General features: G+C 62.3%; 17 protein-coding genes and 1 pseudogene. 15 read left to right on the forward strand and 3 right to left on the reverse strand.

Going from position 1 to position 16698, the window contains the following annotated elements; genetic code table 11:
- Positions 1-65: 65 nt before the first annotated feature.
- Positions 66-755: a phosphate regulon transcriptional regulator PhoB gene (gene phoB / locus CRO75_RS05055; protein ID WP_007896474.1), complete on the reverse strand. Its 690-nt coding sequence runs from the start codon at positions 753-755 to the stop codon at positions 66-68.
- Positions 756-906: 151 nt separating this feature from the next.
- Here phoB and CRO75_RS05060 point away from each other — a divergent pair, with 151 nt between their 5' ends.
- The gene (locus CRO75_RS05060; RefSeq protein ID WP_097134626.1) at positions 907-1290 is read left to right on the forward strand and encodes a hypothetical protein; all 384 of its coding nucleotides are present in this window, start codon (positions 907-909) and stop codon (positions 1288-1290) included.
- A 75-nt stretch (positions 1291-1365) separates the two neighbouring features.
- On the opposite strand, the gene ubiA is transcribed toward CRO75_RS05060, so the two are convergent.
- Positions 1366-2256 (reverse strand): 4-hydroxybenzoate octaprenyltransferase, encoded by an 891-nt coding sequence (gene ubiA / locus CRO75_RS05065; RefSeq protein ID WP_097134627.1) that lies wholly within the window; start codon positions 2254-2256, stop codon positions 1366-1368.
- On the reverse strand, positions 2256-2819 hold the full coding sequence (locus CRO75_RS05070; RefSeq protein WP_097134628.1) for a chorismate lyase: 564 nt from the start codon (positions 2817-2819) through the stop codon (positions 2256-2258). Before CRO75_RS05070 ends, ubiA begins: the two co-directional genes overlap by 1 nt.
- 216 nt (positions 2820-3035) lie before the next feature.
- Here CRO75_RS05070 and CRO75_RS05075 point away from each other — a divergent pair, with 216 nt between their 5' ends.
- From CRO75_RS05075 to tssH, 14 genes and pseudogenes are all read left to right on the forward strand, one after another.
- Positions 3036-3203 (forward strand): rubredoxin, encoded by a 168-nt coding sequence (locus tag CRO75_RS05075; RefSeq protein WP_007930291.1) that lies wholly within the window; start codon positions 3036-3038, stop codon positions 3201-3203.
- A gap of 38 nt (positions 3204-3241) precedes the next feature.
- A complete protein-coding gene (locus tag CRO75_RS05080; RefSeq protein WP_092421327.1) occupies positions 3242-4390 on the forward strand; it encodes an FAD-dependent oxidoreductase in 1149 nt (382 codons plus the stop codon).
- A 188-nt stretch (positions 4391-4578) separates the two neighbouring features.
- Positions 4579-4854 carry an HU family DNA-binding protein gene (locus CRO75_RS05085; protein WP_003213368.1) on the forward strand — a complete coding sequence of 92 codons (276 nt, stop codon included), beginning with the start codon at positions 4579-4581 and terminating at the stop codon, positions 4852-4854.
- 631 nt (positions 4855-5485) lie between these two features.
- Entirely contained in the window at positions 5486-7042 is a 1557-nt protein-coding gene (tssA, locus tag CRO75_RS05090) for a type VI secretion system protein TssA (protein ID WP_097134629.1), read from the forward strand.
- 33 nt (positions 7043-7075) lie between these two features.
- Positions 7076-7579 (forward strand): type VI secretion system contractile sheath small subunit, encoded by a 504-nt coding sequence (gene tssB / locus CRO75_RS05095; RefSeq protein WP_007930286.1) that lies wholly within the window; start codon positions 7076-7078, stop codon positions 7577-7579.
- Positions 7580-7608: 29 nt separating this feature from the next.
- Complete coding sequence (gene tssC, locus CRO75_RS05100; RefSeq protein WP_009051592.1) at positions 7609-9084, forward strand: type VI secretion system contractile sheath large subunit; 1476 nt, start codon at positions 7609-7611, stop codon at positions 9082-9084.
- Between the two features lie 14 nt (positions 9085-9098).
- On the forward strand, positions 9099-9506 hold the full coding sequence (gene tssE / locus CRO75_RS05105; RefSeq protein ID WP_007930282.1) for a type VI secretion system baseplate subunit TssE: 408 nt from the start codon (positions 9099-9101) through the stop codon (positions 9504-9506).
- Positions 9507-9521: 15 nt separating this feature from the next.
- Positions 9522-9815: pseudogene (locus tag CRO75_RS05110) on the forward strand (PAAR domain-containing protein); the annotation flags it as partial.
- A 26-nt stretch (positions 9816-9841) separates the two neighbouring features.
- On the forward strand, positions 9842-10225 hold the full coding sequence (locus tag CRO75_RS05115) for a hypothetical protein (RefSeq protein ID WP_085533180.1): 384 nt from the start codon (positions 9842-9844) through the stop codon (positions 10223-10225).
- 162 nt (positions 10226-10387) lie between these two features.
- The gene (locus CRO75_RS05120; RefSeq protein ID WP_239990560.1) at positions 10388-10804 is read left to right on the forward strand and encodes a hypothetical protein; all 417 of its coding nucleotides are present in this window, start codon (positions 10388-10390) and stop codon (positions 10802-10804) included.
- A gap of 20 nt (positions 10805-10824) precedes the next feature.
- Entirely contained in the window at positions 10825-11244 is a 420-nt protein-coding gene (locus CRO75_RS05125; protein ID WP_143503893.1) for a hypothetical protein, read from the forward strand.
- 24 nt (positions 11245-11268) lie between these two features.
- Positions 11269-13056, forward strand: coding sequence for a type VI secretion system baseplate subunit TssF (tssF, locus tag CRO75_RS05130; RefSeq protein ID WP_007930278.1), 1788 nt, complete (start codon positions 11269-11271; stop codon positions 13054-13056).
- Complete coding sequence (gene tssG / locus CRO75_RS05135) at positions 13020-14027, forward strand: type VI secretion system baseplate subunit TssG (RefSeq protein ID WP_007930277.1); 1008 nt, start codon at positions 13020-13022, stop codon at positions 14025-14027. The genes tssF and tssG overlap by 37 nt, the downstream gene beginning before the upstream one ends.
- 11 nt (positions 14028-14038) lie before the next feature.
- Positions 14039-16693, forward strand: coding sequence for a type VI secretion system ATPase TssH (gene tssH / locus CRO75_RS05140; protein WP_097134631.1), 2655 nt, complete (start codon positions 14039-14041; stop codon positions 16691-16693).
- The last annotated feature ends 5 nt before the right edge of the window (positions 16694-16698 follow it).

The following is a 16698-nucleotide window of genomic DNA, read 5'->3' on the forward strand; positions in this document are numbered from 1 at the left end:
GCCATGCCAGTTCTGGTTCACTTAACACGCGTCCTTGTAAGCGTCTGGCGAATAAGGGGCCGGCTTCAGGCCTTGGTGGAAAAACGGTAGCCGGTGCCGCGCACGGTTTGTACCAGATTCTCGTAGGCATCGCCCAAGGCTTTGCGCAGGCGGCGGATATGCACGTCGACGGTACGCTCTTCGACATAGACGTTGCCGCCCCAGACCTGGTCCAGCAACTGGCCGCGGGTGTAGGCGCGCTCCTGGTGGGTCATGAAAAATTGCAGCAGGCGGTATTCGGTCGGGCCCATCTCGGCCGGTTTGCCGTCGATGGTCACGCGGTGGCTGATCGGGTCCAGCAGCAGGCCGCCGACTTCGATCGGTGCCTCGCCGTCGGTCGGACCAGCGCGGCGCAGCACGGCCTTGAGGCGCGCGACCAGCTCGCGAGGGGAGAATGGCTTGGTGATGTAGTCGTCGGCGCCGACTTCCAGGCCCTGGATCTTGTTGTCCTCTTCGCCCTTGGCGGTGAGCATGATGATCGGGATGTCACCGGTCAGCTCATCGCGTTTCAGGCGCCGCGCCAGCTCGATGCCGGAGGTGCCGGGCAGCATCCAGTCGAGCAGGATCAGGTCGGGCTTGCGGTCGACGATGATGGCATGGGCCTGCTGGGAGTTCTCCGCCTCCAGGCAGTCGTAGCCGGCCATTTCCAACGCGACGGCGATCATTTCGCGAATGGGCGCTTCGTCGTCAACGATCAGAATGCTCCTGCCAACCATGCTTAATCCTCTTGTCATTTAACTGTCTTGCGCCGCATTAGATAACGGAATTATTGCAGTCGTGTGACAGTATTTTAGGTGCTGGTGCGAGGGCTGCATTCGTGGACTAAGCTTTGGGTCCGAATCCTGACAACCACCAAAGAAGGTTTCTATGACTCAACTCACGCAATCCTGGAAAGCCCTGTTGCTGAGCGCTGCGCTGGCCCTGCCGGGGCTGGCGTTCGCTGCGGAACCGGCGATGACCAAAGACGGCATGTTCGTCGATCACAAGGGCATGACCTTGTACACCTTTGCCAAGGACAGCGGCGGCAAGTCCATGTGCAACGACAAGTGCGCCGCCAACTGGCCGCCGCTGATGGCCGCCAGCGGCGACAAGGCGATGGGCGAGTGGACCGTCATCAAGCGTGACGACGGCTCCATGCAGTGGGCCTATGACGGCAAGCCGCTGTACACCTTCGTGATGGACAAGAAAGCCGGTGACATGACCGGCGACGGCAAGATGGACGGCGCCTGGAAAGTAGCCAAGCCTGATTGATCGTAGTGTTTCTTCGCGGGCCAGCCTCGCTCCTACAGAAACGGTAGGTGTGAGGCTGGCCTGCGATAACGGTCCTCAGCGAACGGCGTAATCCACGACTATCCCCAGGAAAATCGCCAATCCCGCCCAGTGGTTATGCAAGAAGGCCTTGAAGCACTTCATCCGGTCGCGATCGCGGGTGTACCAGAACTCCCAGGCAAAACACCCGGCCGCCACCAGCAAACCCAAGTGGAACCAGATACCCAACTCGAAACGCGCGCCCGCCAGCAGCAGGCACGCCAGCGCCAGGCCCTGCAGGGTCAGGATGATCACCCGGTCGGCTTCGCCGAACAGGATCGCGGTGGATTTCACCCCGATCTTCAGGTCGTCGTCGCGGTCGGTCATTGCGTAATAGGTGTCATAACCCACGGTCCACAGCAGGTTGGCGATGTACAGCAGCCAGGCGGTGGCCGGCAGCTCGCCGGTCTCGGCGGTAAAGGCCATCGGGATGCCCCAGGAGAACGCCGCGCCCAGCACCACTTGCGGGTAATAGGTGTAGCGCTTCATGAAGGGATAGCTGGCCGCCAGGGCCAGGCCGCCCAGCGACAGCCAGATGGTCGCCGCGTTGGTGCACAGCACCAGCAGGAAGCTGATGAACATCAGCACGGCGAAGAACACCAGGGCTTCCCTGGAGCTGATCTTGCCGCTGACCAGCGGGCGCTGTTCGGTGCGCTTCACATGGCCGTCGACCTTGCGGTCGGCCCAGTCGTTGATCACGCAGCCGCCGGCCCGGGTGAGGGTTACGCCAAGGACGAAAATCACGATATTGGCCAGCGAAGGCGAGCCTTTGCCGGCAATCCACAGGGCCCAGAGGGTCGGCCAGAGCAGCAGGTAGATGCCGATCGGCTTGTCCATGCGGGTCAGCTGGATAAAGTCCCAGGCGCGCGGATTCAGGCGATTGAGGGATTTGAGCAGGCTCTGATACATCAGCGGTTCTCCGGCTGGGCGCTGACGGCGCTCCACAGGGACGGCAGGAAGATTTCGGCGACCAGCACGCTCAGGGCTGCGCGATCGAAGCGCGAACGGCGGGCCCAGAGGTCATCGGCCTGCACCTCGTCGGGCAGCCACGGGCGTGGGTAATGGCAGACCTCGATGGGGCGGCGCTGAAAGGCCTGGTCACAGAACAGCAGTTCGCCCAGCGAGCGGTTACCCAGTTCGTCCATGTTCAGCCCGCCGTCCTGCAGGGCGCTGCGGGCCGCCACGCTGCGGGCGAATACCCAGGCCTGGCCGTGACCGCGCAGATACACCTCGCGTACCCAGCCCTGGCTGCCTGGCTGCAGGTCCAGCGCGGCGCATTCGTCGGCGCGCAGGGGCTGCCAGCCCTCGACCAGTGGCGTCACGCTGAAGCCGTCGTTGGAGAGACGGGTCAGGCGCCGGGTCAGCGAACCTTCATCGAACAGCCAGTCGAGGGTCTGTGCGTCGGGGAGGGGCGTCAGCCGGCTTTGCGAGAGCCAGTCCGGGGTGGAAAATGCAGAGATTGAGTGCGGCACAGTGGGTCATTATTGGCAGCAAATGAGGCCGCGAGCTTAGCATGGCGCCAGGCGATTTTGCCGCAATGGAGCGGCTGCCCGCGGCGAACGTGCTTGCATCCGTCGGTGCTCATCAGTACAAAACGCGCTGGGCCGGACGCGCCCCCTGGCGTCATCCAGAGTCGATTCATCGACCATCCCGCCGGTAACAGCCTGAGAACCTGAGGAAACGCGTAAATGAAAAAGTGGCAATGTGTGGTCTGCGGCCTGATCTACAACGAAGCCGATGGCTGGCCGGACGACGGAATCTTGCCCGGTACCCGCTGGGAAGACGTACCTGAAGACTGGCTCTGCCCGGATTGCGGCGTCGGCAAAATGGATTTCGAAATGATCGAAATCGGCTGATCACACCCTGTGATCCCCTGAACCTGAAGGAGTAAGGAATGAACGCACCTGTCGTCATCGTGGGCACCGGGCTGGCCGGCTACAACCTGGCTCGAGAGTTTCGCAAGCTCGATAGCGAAACGCCGCTGCTGCTGATCACCGCAGATGACGGACGTTCCTATTCCAAACCGATGCTTTCCACCGGCTTCGGCAAGAACAAGGAAGCCGACGGCCTGAGCATGGCCGAGCCCGGCGCCATGGCCGAGCAACTGAAGGCCGAGGTGCGCACCCATACCCGCATCAGCGGCATCGACCCTGGCCACAAGCGCCTGTGGATTGGCGAAGAAGCGGTGAACTATCGCGACCTGATCCTCGCCTGGGGCGCGGAAACCGTACGTGTACCGGTGGAGGGCGATGCTGGTGAGCTGATCTTCCCGATCAACGACCTGGAGGACTACGCGCGCTTTCGCGCGGCCGCGGCCGGCAAGCGCCGGGTGCTGCTGCTGGGCGCCGGCCTGATCGGCTGCGAGTTCGCCAACGACCTGATCCTCGGCGGTTATGCAGTGGACCTGGTGGCACCCTGCGAGCAGGTCATGCCGACGCTGCTGCATCCTGCGGCCGCCGCCGCGGTACAGGCCGGGCTGGAAAGCCTGGGCGCGCGCTTCCACCTGGGGCCGGTGCTCAATCGCTTGCAGCGCACGGCGGATGGCCTGGAGGCGCATCTGTCCGACGGTGAGGTGATTGCCTGCGACCTGGTGGTGTCGGCGATCGGCCTGCGTCCGCGTATCGACCTGGCCGCCGCCGCGGGGTTAATGGTCAACCGTGGAGTGGTGGTGGACCGGCATCTCAAGACCTCCCACGCCAACATTTATGCCTTGGGCGACTGCGCCGAGGTCGATGGGCTGAATCTGTTGTACGTCATGCCCCTGATGAGCTGTGCGCGAGCGCTGGCGCAGACCCTGGCGGGCAACCCGACGGCAGTCAGCTATGGCCCGATGCCGATCACCGTGAAAACCCCGGTCTGCCCGCTGGTGGTTTCGCCACCGCCACGCGGCCTGGAAGGCGCGTGGACGGTCGAAGGGCAGGGCGCCGACATCAAGGCGCTGTGCCGCGATGCCAGCGGCAAACTGCTGGGTTATGCCCTGACCGGGGCCGCGGTCATGGACAAACTGGCCCTGAACAAAGAGCTTCCCGGCTTGTTGGCCTAAATACCGGTCGTTCTGTCGGAATAATCATGTGTTTGCCACTACAAAGGTCGCGCAGAGACTGGCGCCACTCCTAACTGCGTGCCATCCTCACACCCGTCTGCCGCAGAGTAGAGCCTGCGGCGCCTTGGGCGCTGTTCCGGAAGAACAGCACGGACATAACAACAAAAAACCGTCAAAGAGGCTTCACTATGCGTAAACCAGAACTCGCCGCTGCAATTGCTGAAAAAGCGGATCTGACCAAAGAACAAGCCAACCGCGTTCTCAATGCCGTTCTCGAAGAAATCACCGGCGCCCTGCATCGCAAAGACAGCGTCACCCTGGTAGGTTTTGGAACCTTCCTGCAGCGTCACCGTGGCGCCCGTACCGGCAAGAACCCGCAAACCGGTGAGCCGGTGAAGATCAAAGCCAGCAACACCGTAGCCTTCAAGCCAGGCAAATCGCTGAAAGACAGCGTCAATCCATAACTGTTGCGAACTCCCTCGATAGCGGGGAGAACCGTATTGAAAAATGGGCAAGCCGATAACTCGGATGCCCATTTTTTATGGGTGGCTATTCGGTATATAAAGAATAGGAATGGCTAACGTAAGTTTCGCCAGAACTACATCTGCACTGTTCAAAAATCATACAGATTGTTCGGTGGCAAATTACTGTCTTGAGTGCCATCATATTAGTGGCACTTTCTGAAGTTAGGTGTTGTACGCGGACTGCACTCTTTCATAAAAGTTCAGAATTAAGACTATTCCCATATCCGGCACTTTTCGTCTCGGCATAGCATTGTCCCTTAATCATTGAATCGTGCTCTGGTTCATATCGCGCAAGGCTCTGGCTCTCGGTTCCTGGCGTTTCTGGTTGGAATAGGGACTCAACTGGCGGTCTAGGGGGGAACCCCTGTCATATATAAGGCAATCTCTTACGAAAAGCCGATGACAGTTCGTCTTGTTGTTTGAGGGGATGCTTGCTAGTGGCCATCATACTGATTACGATGCGCGCTCTTGAAAGAGCAGGCTCAATTGGATGAGTACGCTCTTCGATACTGTCCAGCACGTGAAAAAAGTCTCGCGTGCGTATAGACCGTAATCTCAAAAAAGGCCATGGATGTCCTACTCAAGTAAACTTTCTGCCCATTACCTCGAACTCGCCAAGGCCTCTATTTCCAAAGAGAGTTTTGCGGGCGAGGACGTTCGCTTCTCCAGCGAATACGAGGCGTTGGAAAGTGAGCTGGGCAAAGCCCAATCCATGCACGAAAGCGGTCAGATCGACTGGCTGAAAATCCTCGAAAACAGTGAAGCGCTGCTGCGTACCCAGTCCAAGGATCTGCGGGTGGCCGCCTGGCTCACCTGGGCCTTGTATCAGCGTGAATCCTTCCCCGGCCTGCTGGCCGGCCTTGGTCTTCTGCAGCACCTGTGCGAACAGCATTGGGCGCAGATCCACCCCGCCAAGCTGCGTACCCGGGCTGCCGCCATCGGCTGGCTGGTGCCGCGTCTCGAGCAGGTGCTGGGCGAAAACATCGCGATCAAGGAGCAACTGCCGCTGTTCCGCCGCCTGGTGGAACACCTGGAAGGGCTCGACGCCGCGCTCACCGAACATCTGGGTGACAACGCGCCCTTGCTGCTGCCGATCTGTCGGCGGCTGTCGACCATGGTCCAGCGCGCCGCCGACAACCAGCCAGAACCTGGCGCCGTGGGCGCGGTGGTGGCCCAGGTCAAGCAGGCCGCGACCCAGCTGTTCACGCCTGGCGCGCCGATCGACAACGAGAAGGAAGCGCAGAAGGCCCTGCGTGCAATGCAGGAAAATGCCCGTCCACTGAGCGCCTGGTGGCTCAAGCAGAAGGCCACTGACGTACGCGCCCTGCGCCTGAACCGCACCATGCTGTGGTTGCCCATCGATGCCGTCCCGGAGCGCAACGCCGAGCAGATCACTGCGTTGCGCGGGCTGCCGGCCGACAAGCTGAAGACCTACCAGGAGCGTTTTGCCAATGGGCAATACGCCGACCTGTTGGTGGAGCTCGAAGCCAGCCTGGCCAGGGCGCCGTTCTGGTTCGACGGCCAGCGCATGGTCTGGGAATGCCTGCAGGGGTTGAACGCCGACCAGGCGATGCGCGAAGTGGAGTTTCACTTCGCGCTCTTGTTGCAGCGCCTGCCGGGGGTGGTCGAGTTGCGTTTCCACGACGGCGCGCCTTTCGCCGACCCGGCCACCCGCGGCTGGATCAGCGCCCACGTCATGCCCCATCTGCAAAGCGCCAGCGCGCCGCGCAAGGTCGAAGCGACCGCCAGCCAGCCTGCCTGGGAAGAAGCCCTCGAAGAGGTCTTGCCGATCCTGCGCAAGGACGGCCTCAAGGCCGCCGTGCAGATCCTCAAGCAAGGCCTGCAGAACGCCCATGGCGGGCGGGTGAGGTTTTTCTGGCAGTTCAGCCTGGCGCGGTTGTGCTTCATGGCCAAGAAGTACGAGCTGGCCAAGACCCAGCTCGAAACCCTCGACCAAGAATTACTGAGCTCGGGCCTGCATGCCTGGGAGCCGGATCTTGCGTTGGAAGTGCTGCACCTCCTGCATAGCTGCTGTGAGTTGTTGCCGCAGAACCACGCAGTGCGAGAACGCAAGGAAGAGATTTATCGCAGGCTGTGCCACCTCGACCTCGAAGTGGTACTCGAATAGGCCCCAGGGCCAACAACCGCAAGGAGAAAAGCCATGGCCAAAGAAGGCTCGGTAGCCCCCAAGGAACGCATCAACGTCACCTTCAAACCCGCCACCGGCGGTGCTCAGGAAGAGATTGAACTGCCGTTGAAGCTACTGGCAATCGGTGATTACACCCAGCGCGTGGACGAGCGCAAAGTGGAAGACCGCAAGCCGATCAGCATCGACAAAATGACGTTCGACGAAGTGCTGGCCAAGCAGGAACTGAGCCTGACGCTGAGCGTGCCTAACCGTCTTCAGGAAGAGGGCGACACCGAAGAGCTGGCGGTCAAGCTGCGCGTCAACTCGATGAAGGACTTCAACCCGGCCAGCCTGGTCGAGCAAGTGCCTGAGCTGAAAAAACTGATGGAACTGCGCGACGCGCTGGTGGCCCTCAAGGGTCCGCTGGGTAACGCCCCTGCATTCCGTAAAGCCATCGAAGGCGTACTCGCCGACGACGAATCGCGCGGTCGTGTACTCGGTGAGCTGGGCCTGAACGCCGCAGCCACCGAAGCCTGAGTCTCTATCAGTCAAGGAAGCCAAACACTATGAGCACTAGTGCAGCACAACAGAAAAGCAACGAGAACGGCGAGTACAGCATTCTCGACAGCATCATCGCCGAAACCCGCCTGACTCCGGACGACGAAGCCTACGACATCGCCAAGCGCGGCGTATCGGCCTTCATCGAAGAGCTGCTCAAGCCTCAGAACGATGGCGAGCCAGTCAAGAAAGCCATGGTTGACCGCATGATCGCCGAGATCGATGCCAAGCTCAGCCGCCAGATGGACGAAATCCTCCACCACGAAGACTTCCAGTCTCTGGAATCGGCCTGGCGTGGCCTGCAGTTGCTGGTCGACCGCACCAACTTCCGCGAAAACATCAAGATCGAAATTCTCAACGTCTCCAAGCAGGACCTGCTGGACGACTTCGAAGATTCGCCGGAAGTGATGCAGTCTGGCCTGTACAAGCACATCTACACCGCTGAATACGGCCAGTTCGGTGGCCAGCCGGTGGGCGCGATCATCGCCAACTACTTCATGTCGCCAAGCTCGCCAGACGTGAAGCTGATGCAGTACGTGTCCAGCGTTGCCTGCATGTCCCACGCGCCGTTCATCGCCGCGGCCGGTCCGAAATTCTTCGGCCTGGAAAGCTTCACCGGCCTGCCGGACCTGAAGGATCTGAAGGATCACTTCGAAGGCCCGCAATTCGCCAAATGGCAGAGCTTCCGCCAGTCGGAAGACTCGCGCTACATCGGCCTGACCGTACCGCGCTTCCTGCTGCGCAACCCGTACGATCCGGAAGAGAACCCGGTCAAATCCTTCGTCTACAAGGAAACCGTTGCCAACAGCCACGAGCATTACCTGTGGGGCAACACCGCGTACGCGTTCGGTACCAAGCTGACCGACAGCTTCGCCAAGTTCCGCTGGTGCCCGAACATCATCGGCCCGCAGAGCGGTGGCGCGGTAGAAGACCTGCCGCTGCACCACTTCGAAAGCATGGGCGAAATCGAAACCAAGATCCCGACCGAGGTACTGGTCAGCGACCGTCGTGAATACGAACTGGCCGAGGAAGGCTTCATCTCCCTGACCATGCGCAAAGGCAGCGACAACGCGGCGTTCTTCTCCGCCAGCTCGGTGCAGAAGCCGAAGTTCTTCGGCATCAGCGCCGAAGGCAAGGCCGCGGAGCTGAACTACAAGCTCGGCACCCAGCTGCCGTACATGATGATCGTCAACCGCCTGGCTCACTACCTCAAAGTGCTGCAGCGCGAGCAACTCGGTTCGTGGAAAGAACGTACCGACCTCGAGCTGGAACTCAACAAGTGGATCCGCCAGTACGTCGCCGACCAGGAAAACCCGAGCGCCGAAGTTCGTGGCCGTCGTCCGCTGCGCGCCGCGCAGATCATCGTCAGCGATGTGGAAGGTGAGCCGGGCTGGTACCGCGTCAGCCTGAACGTGCGCCCGCACTTCAAGTACATGGGTGCCGATTTCACCCTGTCGCTGGTTGGCAAGCTGGACAAAGAGTAACCAGGAGCTAGGTCATGACCGGATACGGCAGCCTTTTCGAACGCCTGAGTGGCGAGGCCGACAAACGTGTCGGCTGGAGCCGCGAGGTTTCCGCCATGGCGTCGGTGGCTGCCCATCTGGGCAAGATGCTCAGCACTCGTGCGGGCAGCGTGCAGACGCTGTCCGATTACGGGTTGCCCGATCTCAACGACATGCGCCTGAGCCTGCACGACGCCCTGAGCCAGGCCCGCCTGGCCATCGAAAGCTTCATCGAAGCCTACGAGCCGCGTCTGAGCAATGTGCGTGTCGTTTCCCTGCCGCGTGATCACGACCAGCTCAAGCTGGCTTTCAATATCGAAGGCCTGCTTGAGGTGGACGGGTTCAAGCGCCAGGTCAGTTTTTCCGCGCGCCTGGATGGCAGCGGTCAGGTCAAGGTCAGTTAAGCAAGGAGAAGGACGATGTCAGGTAAACCCGCAGCCCGCGTCAGCGATCCTACCGCCTGCCCGCTCCCCGGCCACGCAACCAATCCGATCGCCGCCGGTTCCGGTGATGTGTTCTTCGACGGCCTCGCCGCCGCCCGCCAGGGCGATGCCTCGGCCTGTGGCGGAGCGATGGCCAGCGCCTTGGCGACCACTGTGCTGATCAACGGCAAAGCCGCGGCTACCGTCGGTTCGGTGGGTACTCACGGCAATACGATCACGGCTGGGTCGGGGACGGTGATCATCGGCAATTCGCATTCGCCGGCGCCGTTTTCCGGGATTGGCAAGGGTTGAACTCGATGACCAGGTTCGCCGGCTTCATCCTGCTTTTTGTTTCACTGAGCGGTTGCGCGGCTCAACAGGTTTACAACAACCAGGTGTATCTCGCGAACCGTTGCGGCCAGCCCCTGGAGATGAAGGTTTCCAACAGTTCCAACATGCATGCACTGGACCGAACGATGACCTCCGCGGCGGGCTCCCGCGTACTGGTGGCGAGCTTTGCCTCTTATGGCGAAGACGTGATCGAGCAGATACCGGCCAACTACTTGCTGACGATCAGCGATGCCGCCGGGAGCAAGACCATTGACGGCGCCCAGTTGAAACGGCACCTGAGTGGCGTGGAAAAGATCAGTGAAGGGACCCAGCGTGAATGGACGATCGATGACCGCACGTTCTGTTCATGAGGTGAGCGGTTGTTGAATGTCTTGGCGCTGAAATTTTCTCAAAAACGATAAGCAGGTAAGCAGGCGTGTCCTTTAACCACTACGACCCAAGCAAATTCGCCGCACTGCGCAAGCTGGGTCGGTGCGTGGAAAAAGGGGCTGGGTCAATCAGTGGGGTGCCCCGTGAAATTTTCTGAGGGGCCGATGCCAGCCATCGCGGCGCCCTCGATGAGGGGCAAGGTATTCAGGTTGCTCAACGCATTCCTTTGCTCGATCGGATTGCTGGCGATCCTGGTGCTGTTTGCGCTGCTGTTGACCTGGCAGCGGGATACCCCGCCAAAACTGTTCGCTCATCCCAATGCGCTGTGGGTTGGCGCGGAGGATGGTGGTGTGTTCGTCGAAATCGCCAAGGCCGAGGCGCCGGATTATTACGTTGAGGTCCGGCATGAGAATGGGGACATCTGGGCTGAAGGCTGGATTCGGTACGACGGCAAAGATGGCTTTCCGCTGAGTGCCGCGGCCATCACCGGGTTTGATGGCGGGGCGCTTTATCTACAGACCAGCGTTGCGATTACCTCTGAAAAAGCGGGGGCGCAGTAATCATGGGAGAGGGGGATTGCATGCTCAGTGCAGGCCGCCGTCGCTTGCTTGTCACAGCCCTCTGGATTCCGCTGGCCGTTCTCCTGCTCATGCTGCTGGACGAGTGTCTGAGAGGCACCCCTTTGACCGTCGAGTTGTTCGAGACCTACGCGTCGACCATGGGCATTGTGGCGTACATCGCCTTTGCCCTTCTGGAAATGCGCCTGCTGCGTGGCAAGAGCGAGCAACAAATACTCGCGCGGGTCTGGCTGGGGCCGTTGCTGTTCATTCCTTTTTACGCCGCTTCGTGGATGCTTTTCCGGTTGGCAAAAATGCTTGGCGGTGATGCCAGTGACGTTGCACCGATGTTGAGTTGGCTGGTTTTCATTCCGTGTGTGCTCATCGTGGGCTACGTGGTTTCCGGGCTGACGGTTGCGCTCTACAGGACGGTTTATTCATGAGATTCACTACCAGGCAGGTAACCCGTGTCCTTTAACCACTACTACCAAAGCGAACTCACCGCGCTGCGCCAGCTGGGTCGCCGTTTCGCCGAGCGTAGTCCGGCCCTGGCGCCGTTCCTGGGCCAGGCCGGGCGGGACCCGGATGTGGAGCGCCTGCTCGAAGGTTTCGCCTTTCTCACTGGTCGCCTGCGGCAGAAGCTCGATGACGAGCTGCCGGAACTCAGCCACTCGCTGATGCACTTGCTGTGGCCGAACTACATGCGGCCGTTGCCGGCGTTCAGCATTCTGCAGTTCGACCCGCTGAAGCAGTCCGGGCCGGCCCTGCGCGTGGAGCGTGATACGCCGGTGGAAAGCAAGCCCATCGATGACGTACGTTGTCGCTTCCGCACTTGCTACCCGACCGAAGTCCTGCCGCTGGACCTGACGGCGCTGAATTACTCGGTGAAAGGCGACGGCGCGCTGCTCAGCCTGCGCCTGGAGATGAGCTGCGACGGCCACCTCGGCGAGCTGAACCTCAGCCGCCTGCGCCTGCACCTGGCGGGCGAGCGCTATATCAGCCAGATGCTCTACCTGAGCCTGCTGCGCAACCTGGAAGGCATCGAACTGGTGCCGCTGGGCATGGACGGCAAGCCGTTCCCGGGTGTCAGCGGCAATGCCATGTCGTTCAAGATGCCCGGCAACCGCGTGCAGCCGGTGGGCTTTGCCGAGGAAGAGGCGTTGATCCCGTATCCGCTGAATACCTTCCGCGGCTATCGCTACCTGCAGGAGTATTTCGCCTTCCAGGACAAGTTCCTGTTCGTTGACCTGAATGGCCTGGACCTGCTCAAGTCGCTGCCGGAGGACACCCTCAAGCAGCTGCACGGCCTGGAAGTGCGCTTCGACATCCGCAAGAGCGGCATCCAGCGCCTGCGGCCGACCCTGGACAACGTGAAGCTGTACTGCACGCCGATCGCCAACCTGTTCAAGCACGACGCCCTGCCGATCCGCCTCGACGGCAAGCAGGACGAGTACCTGCTGCTGCCGGCCGAATACGACCTGGAAAACTGCGGCGTGTTCTCGGTGGAAACCGTGACCGGCTGGAAGCCCGGCGGCCTGGGTTACCAGGAATACGTGCCGTTCGAATCCTTCGAGCACGACCCGAGTTTCGACGTCCCGCAAAGCCGCCCGCACTACAGCATCCGCCAGCGTTCCTCGTTGCTGCACGACGGCCTCGACACTTACCTGAGCTTCGGCATCCGCCACACCGAGGCCCACGAAACCCTGTCCATCGAGCTGACCTGCACCAACCAGAACCTGCCGCGCCGGCTCAAGCTCGGCGAGATCAACCAGGCGTGCGAGGAAACCCCGGAGTTCCTCAGTTTCCGCAACATCACCCCGGCCACCTCGAGCTACGCGCCGCCGCTGAATCGCGACTTCCTGTGGAAGCTGATCAGCAACATGTCGCTCAACTATCTGTCGCTGGCCAACGTCGATGCGCTCAAGGTGATTCTCGAAACCTACGACTTGCCGCGTTACTACGACCAGCACCTGGAAAAGGTCAGCAAGCGCCTGCTGGGCGGGCTCAAGTCGATCCGCCATGAGCATGTCGACCGGTTGCATCGGGGCCTGCCGCTGCGCGGTCTGCGCACCGAGCTGACCATCGATCCGGAAGGTTATATCGGTGAAGGCGACATGTTCGTCTTCGCCTCGGTTCTCAACGAGTTTTTCGCTCTTTACGCCAGTCTCAACTCGTACCACGAGCTGCGGGTAAAAAGTACACAGGGAGAGGTGTACCAATGGACACCACGTATGGGTCTACAGCCCCTGCTTTAAGCGGGCTGACCCGGGTCATTCGCGAGTACTCGCTGTTTCAGGCCGTGCTGCTGGTGGTGGACCGGCTGCGCGATTCCCATCCGGGCCTGAGCGAAGAGGATCTCTACGACCAGCTGGAATTCCAGGCCAATCCGAGCCTGGGTTTCCCTGGCAGCGACGTCGATCGCGTGGAATTTTTCGAAGAGCACGGGCAGATGCGCGCGCGCCTGCGGTTCAACCTGATCGGGCTGTTCGGCTCCGGCTCGCCGCTGCCGGCGTTCTACGGTGAACAGGCCCTGGGCGACAGCGAAGACGGCAACCCGACCCGCAACTTCCTCGACCTGTTCCACCATCGCCTGCAACGGCTGATGCTGCCGATCTGGCGCAAGTACCGCTACCGCGCCAGCTTCAAGAGCGGCGCGCTCGACCCGTTTTCCGCCCAGCTGTTCGCCCTGATCGGCCTCGGCGGCGAGGACATCCGCAAGGCCAAGGAGCTGAACTGGAAGCGCCTGCTGCCGTACCTTGGCCTGCTCAGCCTGCGGGCCCACTCGGCGGCATTGATCGAGGCCGTGCTGCGCTACTACTTCAAGCATGCGGACTTGGTGATCGAACAGTGCATCGAGCGCCGGGTGGAGATTCTCGAAGAGCAGCGCAACCGCCTCGGCCGCGCCAACAGCCAGCTCGGCGAAGACCTGGTGCTGGGCGAACGGGTGCGCGACCGCAGCGGCAAGTTCCGCATCCATATCCGCCAGCTCGACTGGCAACGCTTCCACGAATTCCTGCCGATCGGTTTCGGCTACCAGCCGCTGTGCGCGCTGGTGCGGTTCACCCTGCGTGACCCGCTGGACTACGACATTCGCCTGGTCCTGCGCCAGGAAGAAATCCGCGAACTGCGCATCGGTGAGCAGAACGCCTGTCGCCTGGGGTGGACCAGTTGGCTCGGCCGCGAACGCGCGGACGGCGTGGTGACCCTGGGCAGCAAAATTCATTAAGGACAGATGACATGATCAACGTAGACCTGCAGCAACTGATCCAGGCGCTGGACGCCGAAACCCGCCGTGACCTGGAAAGCTCCGCTGAACGCTGCGTCGCCCGGGGCGGCAGCAAGATCCTGGTCGAAGACCTGCTGCTGGGCTTGCTGGAGCGCCCGCAAGGCTTGCTCGCACGCGCGTTGCAGGACGCCGAAGTGGATGCCGGCGAGCTGAGCGCGGCGCTGCAATCGCGGGTCGAGCACAGCGCCTCGCGCAACCCGGTGTTCGCCCCGGAGCTGGTGCAGTGGCTGCAGGACGCCTTGCTGGTGGCCAATCTCGAACTGGGCCAGAGCCAGGTCGAGCAGGCGGCGCTGATCCTCGCGCTGCTGCGCAACCCGATGCGTTACGCCGGTAGCCGCTACCAGCCATTGCTGGCCAAGCTGAACATCGAGCGCCTGAAGGATTTCGCCCTGTCGCAGAAGGAAGAGCCGGCCAGCGGCAAGCCGGCGGCGCCGGGCGAATCGCTGTTGCAGCGCTTCACCCACAACCTGACCCAGCAGGCGCGCGAGGGCAAGCTCGACCCGGTGCTGTGCCGCGATGGCGCGATCCGCCAGATGGTCGACATCCTCGCCCGTCGCCGCAAGAACAATCCGATCGTGGTCGGCGAAGCCGGTGTCGGCAAGACCGCGGTGGTCGAAGGCCTGGCCTCGCGCATCGCCGCCGGTGAGGTACCGCAAGTGCTCAAGGGCGTCGAGTTGCTGTCGCTGGACATGGGCCTGCTGCAAGCGGGCGCCAGCGTGAAGGGCGAGTTCGAGCGCCGCCTCAAGGGCGTGATCGACGAGGTCAAGGCTTCGCCTAAGCCGATCATTCTGTTTATCGACGAAGCCCACACCCTGATCGGCGCCGGTGGCAACGCGGGCGGTTCCGACGCGGCCAACCTGCTCAAGCCAGCCCTGGCCCGTGGCGAGCTGCGCACCATCGCCGCCACCACCTGGGCCGAGTACAAGAAGTACTTCGAGAAAGACCCGGCCCTGGCCCGTCGCTTCCAGCCGGTGCAGTTGCATGAACCGACCGTCAGCGAGGCGGTGACCATCCTGCGTGGCCTGGCCCAGGTCTACGAGAAGAGCCACGGTATCTACCTGCGCGACGACGCGGTGGTGGCCGCGGCCGAACTGTCGGCCCGCTACCTGGCCGGCCGCCAGCTGCCGGACAAGGCGGTGGACGTGCTCGACACCGCTTGTGCCCGGGTGCGCATCAGCCTGGCGGCGGCGCCGGAGAGCCTGGAGCGCCTGCGTGGCGAACTGGCCGAAGGCGGCCGTCAGCGTCAGGCGCTGCGCCGCGACGCCGAGGCCGGCCTGGTGATCGACGAGGAAGCCCTGGACGCACTGGAGGCCCGTCTGGCCGAAGCCGAGGCCGAGCAGCAAGCCCTGGAAACCCTGTGGAGCGAACAGCGCACCCTGGCCGAGCGCCTGCTCGAACTGCGCCAGCAACTGGCCAAGGCCCGCGATGCGGCCAACCAGCCGCCGCGGGTGTCGGTGGAAGAAGACGCCGAAGGCACGGTGATCGAAACCATTGCCGCTGAAGTGGAAGAAGGGCAGAGCGTCGAGGCACTGGAAGCCGCGCTCAACGAAACCCATCGTGCCCTGAGCGATGCCCAGAGCCAGGAGCGCCTGGTCAGCTTCGAAGTTTGCCCGCGCCTGGTGGCCGAAGTGATCAGCGCCTGGACCGGCGTGCCGCTGACGCAACTGGCCCGTGAACACAACGCCAAGGTCGCGAGTTTCGCCAGCGACCTGCGCGCGCGCATTCGTGGTCAGGAGCAGGCGGTGCATGCGCTGGACCGCTCGATGCGCGCCACCGCCGCTGGCCTGAACAAGCCGGACGCGCCGGTGGGCGTGTTCCTGCTGGTGGGCCCGAGCGGCGTCGGCAAGACCGAAACCGCCCTGGCCCTGGCCGACCTGCTGTACGGCGGCGATCGTTTCATCACCACCATCAACATGTCCGAGTTCCAGGAGAAGCACACCGTGTCGCGCCTGATCGGCGCGCCTCCAGGCTACGTCGGCTACGGCGAAGGCGGCATGCTCACCGAGGCGGTGCGGCAGAAACCCTATTCGGTGATTCTGCTCGACGAGGTCGAGAAAGCCGACCCGGACGTGCTCAACCTGTTCTATCAGATCTTCGATAAAGGCGTGGCCAACGACGGCGAAGGGCGCGAGATCGACTTCCGCAACACCCTGATCCTGATGACCTCCAACCTGGCCAGCGACCGCATCAGCGCCCTGTGCGAGAACGGCGAGCGGCCGAGCGCCGAGACCCTGGAAGAGACCATCCGCCCGGTGCTCAGCAAGCACTTCAAGCCGGCGCTGCTGGCGCGCATGCGCGTGGTGCCGTACTACCCGGTGGGCGGCCCGGTGCTGCGCGAACTGATCGAAATCAAGCTGGGCCGTTTAGGTGAGCGCCTGAACCGTCGCCAGCTGGATTTCACTCACTGCCAGAACCTGGTCGACCATCTGGCCGAGCGCTGCACCCAGAGTGAAAGCGGCGCGCGCCTGATCGATCATTTGCTCGACCTGCACGTACTGCCGCTGGTGGCCGACCGCCTGCTGGACGCCATGGCCACCGGCGAGAACCTCAAGCGCGTGCACGCGACGCTCGACAGCAGCGGCGGCGTGACCTGCGAGTTCGCCTGAGGTGG

Source organism: Pseudomonas sp. LAMO17WK12:I10 (assembly GCF_900215185.1).
Classification (GTDB): Bacteria; Pseudomonadota; Gammaproteobacteria; order Pseudomonadales; family Pseudomonadaceae; genus Aquipseudomonas; species Aquipseudomonas chlororaphis.

Bases quoted from the DNA above. Each gene is read 5' to 3' on its own strand.
- phoB (WP_007896474.1), bottom strand. From the start codon at position 755: ATGGTTGGCAGGAGCATTCTGATCGTTGACGACGAAGCGCCCATTCGC.
- CRO75_RS05060 (WP_097134626.1), top strand. From the start codon at position 907: ATGACTCAACTCACGCAATCCTGGAAAGCCCTGTTGCTGAGCGCTGCG.
- ubiA (WP_097134627.1), bottom strand. From the start codon at position 2,256: ATGTATCAGAGCCTGCTCAAATCCCTCAATCGCCTGAATCCGCGCGCC.
- CRO75_RS05075 (WP_007930291.1), top strand. From the start codon at position 3,036: ATGAAAAAGTGGCAATGTGTGGTCTGCGGCCTGATCTACAACGAAGCC.
- CRO75_RS05080 (WP_092421327.1), top strand. From the start codon at position 3,242: ATGAACGCACCTGTCGTCATCGTGGGCACCGGGCTGGCCGGCTACAAC.
- CRO75_RS05085 (WP_003213368.1), top strand. From the start codon at position 4,579: ATGCGTAAACCAGAACTCGCCGCTGCAATTGCTGAAAAAGCGGATCTG.
- tssA (WP_097134629.1), top strand. From the start codon at position 5,486: ATGTCCTACTCAAGTAAACTTTCTGCCCATTACCTCGAACTCGCCAAG.
- tssB (WP_007930286.1), top strand. From the start codon at position 7,076: ATGGCCAAAGAAGGCTCGGTAGCCCCCAAGGAACGCATCAACGTCACC.
- tssC (WP_009051592.1), top strand. From the start codon at position 7,609: ATGAGCACTAGTGCAGCACAACAGAAAAGCAACGAGAACGGCGAGTAC.
- tssE (WP_007930282.1), top strand. From the start codon at position 9,099: ATGACCGGATACGGCAGCCTTTTCGAACGCCTGAGTGGCGAGGCCGAC.
- CRO75_RS05115 (WP_085533180.1), top strand. From the start codon at position 9,842: ATGACCAGGTTCGCCGGCTTCATCCTGCTTTTTGTTTCACTGAGCGGT.
- CRO75_RS05125 (WP_143503893.1), top strand. From the start codon at position 10,825: ATGCTCAGTGCAGGCCGCCGTCGCTTGCTTGTCACAGCCCTCTGGATT.
- tssG (WP_007930277.1), top strand. From the start codon at position 13,020: ATGGACACCACGTATGGGTCTACAGCCCCTGCTTTAAGCGGGCTGACC.
- tssH (WP_097134631.1), top strand. From the start codon at position 14,039: ATGATCAACGTAGACCTGCAGCAACTGATCCAGGCGCTGGACGCCGAA.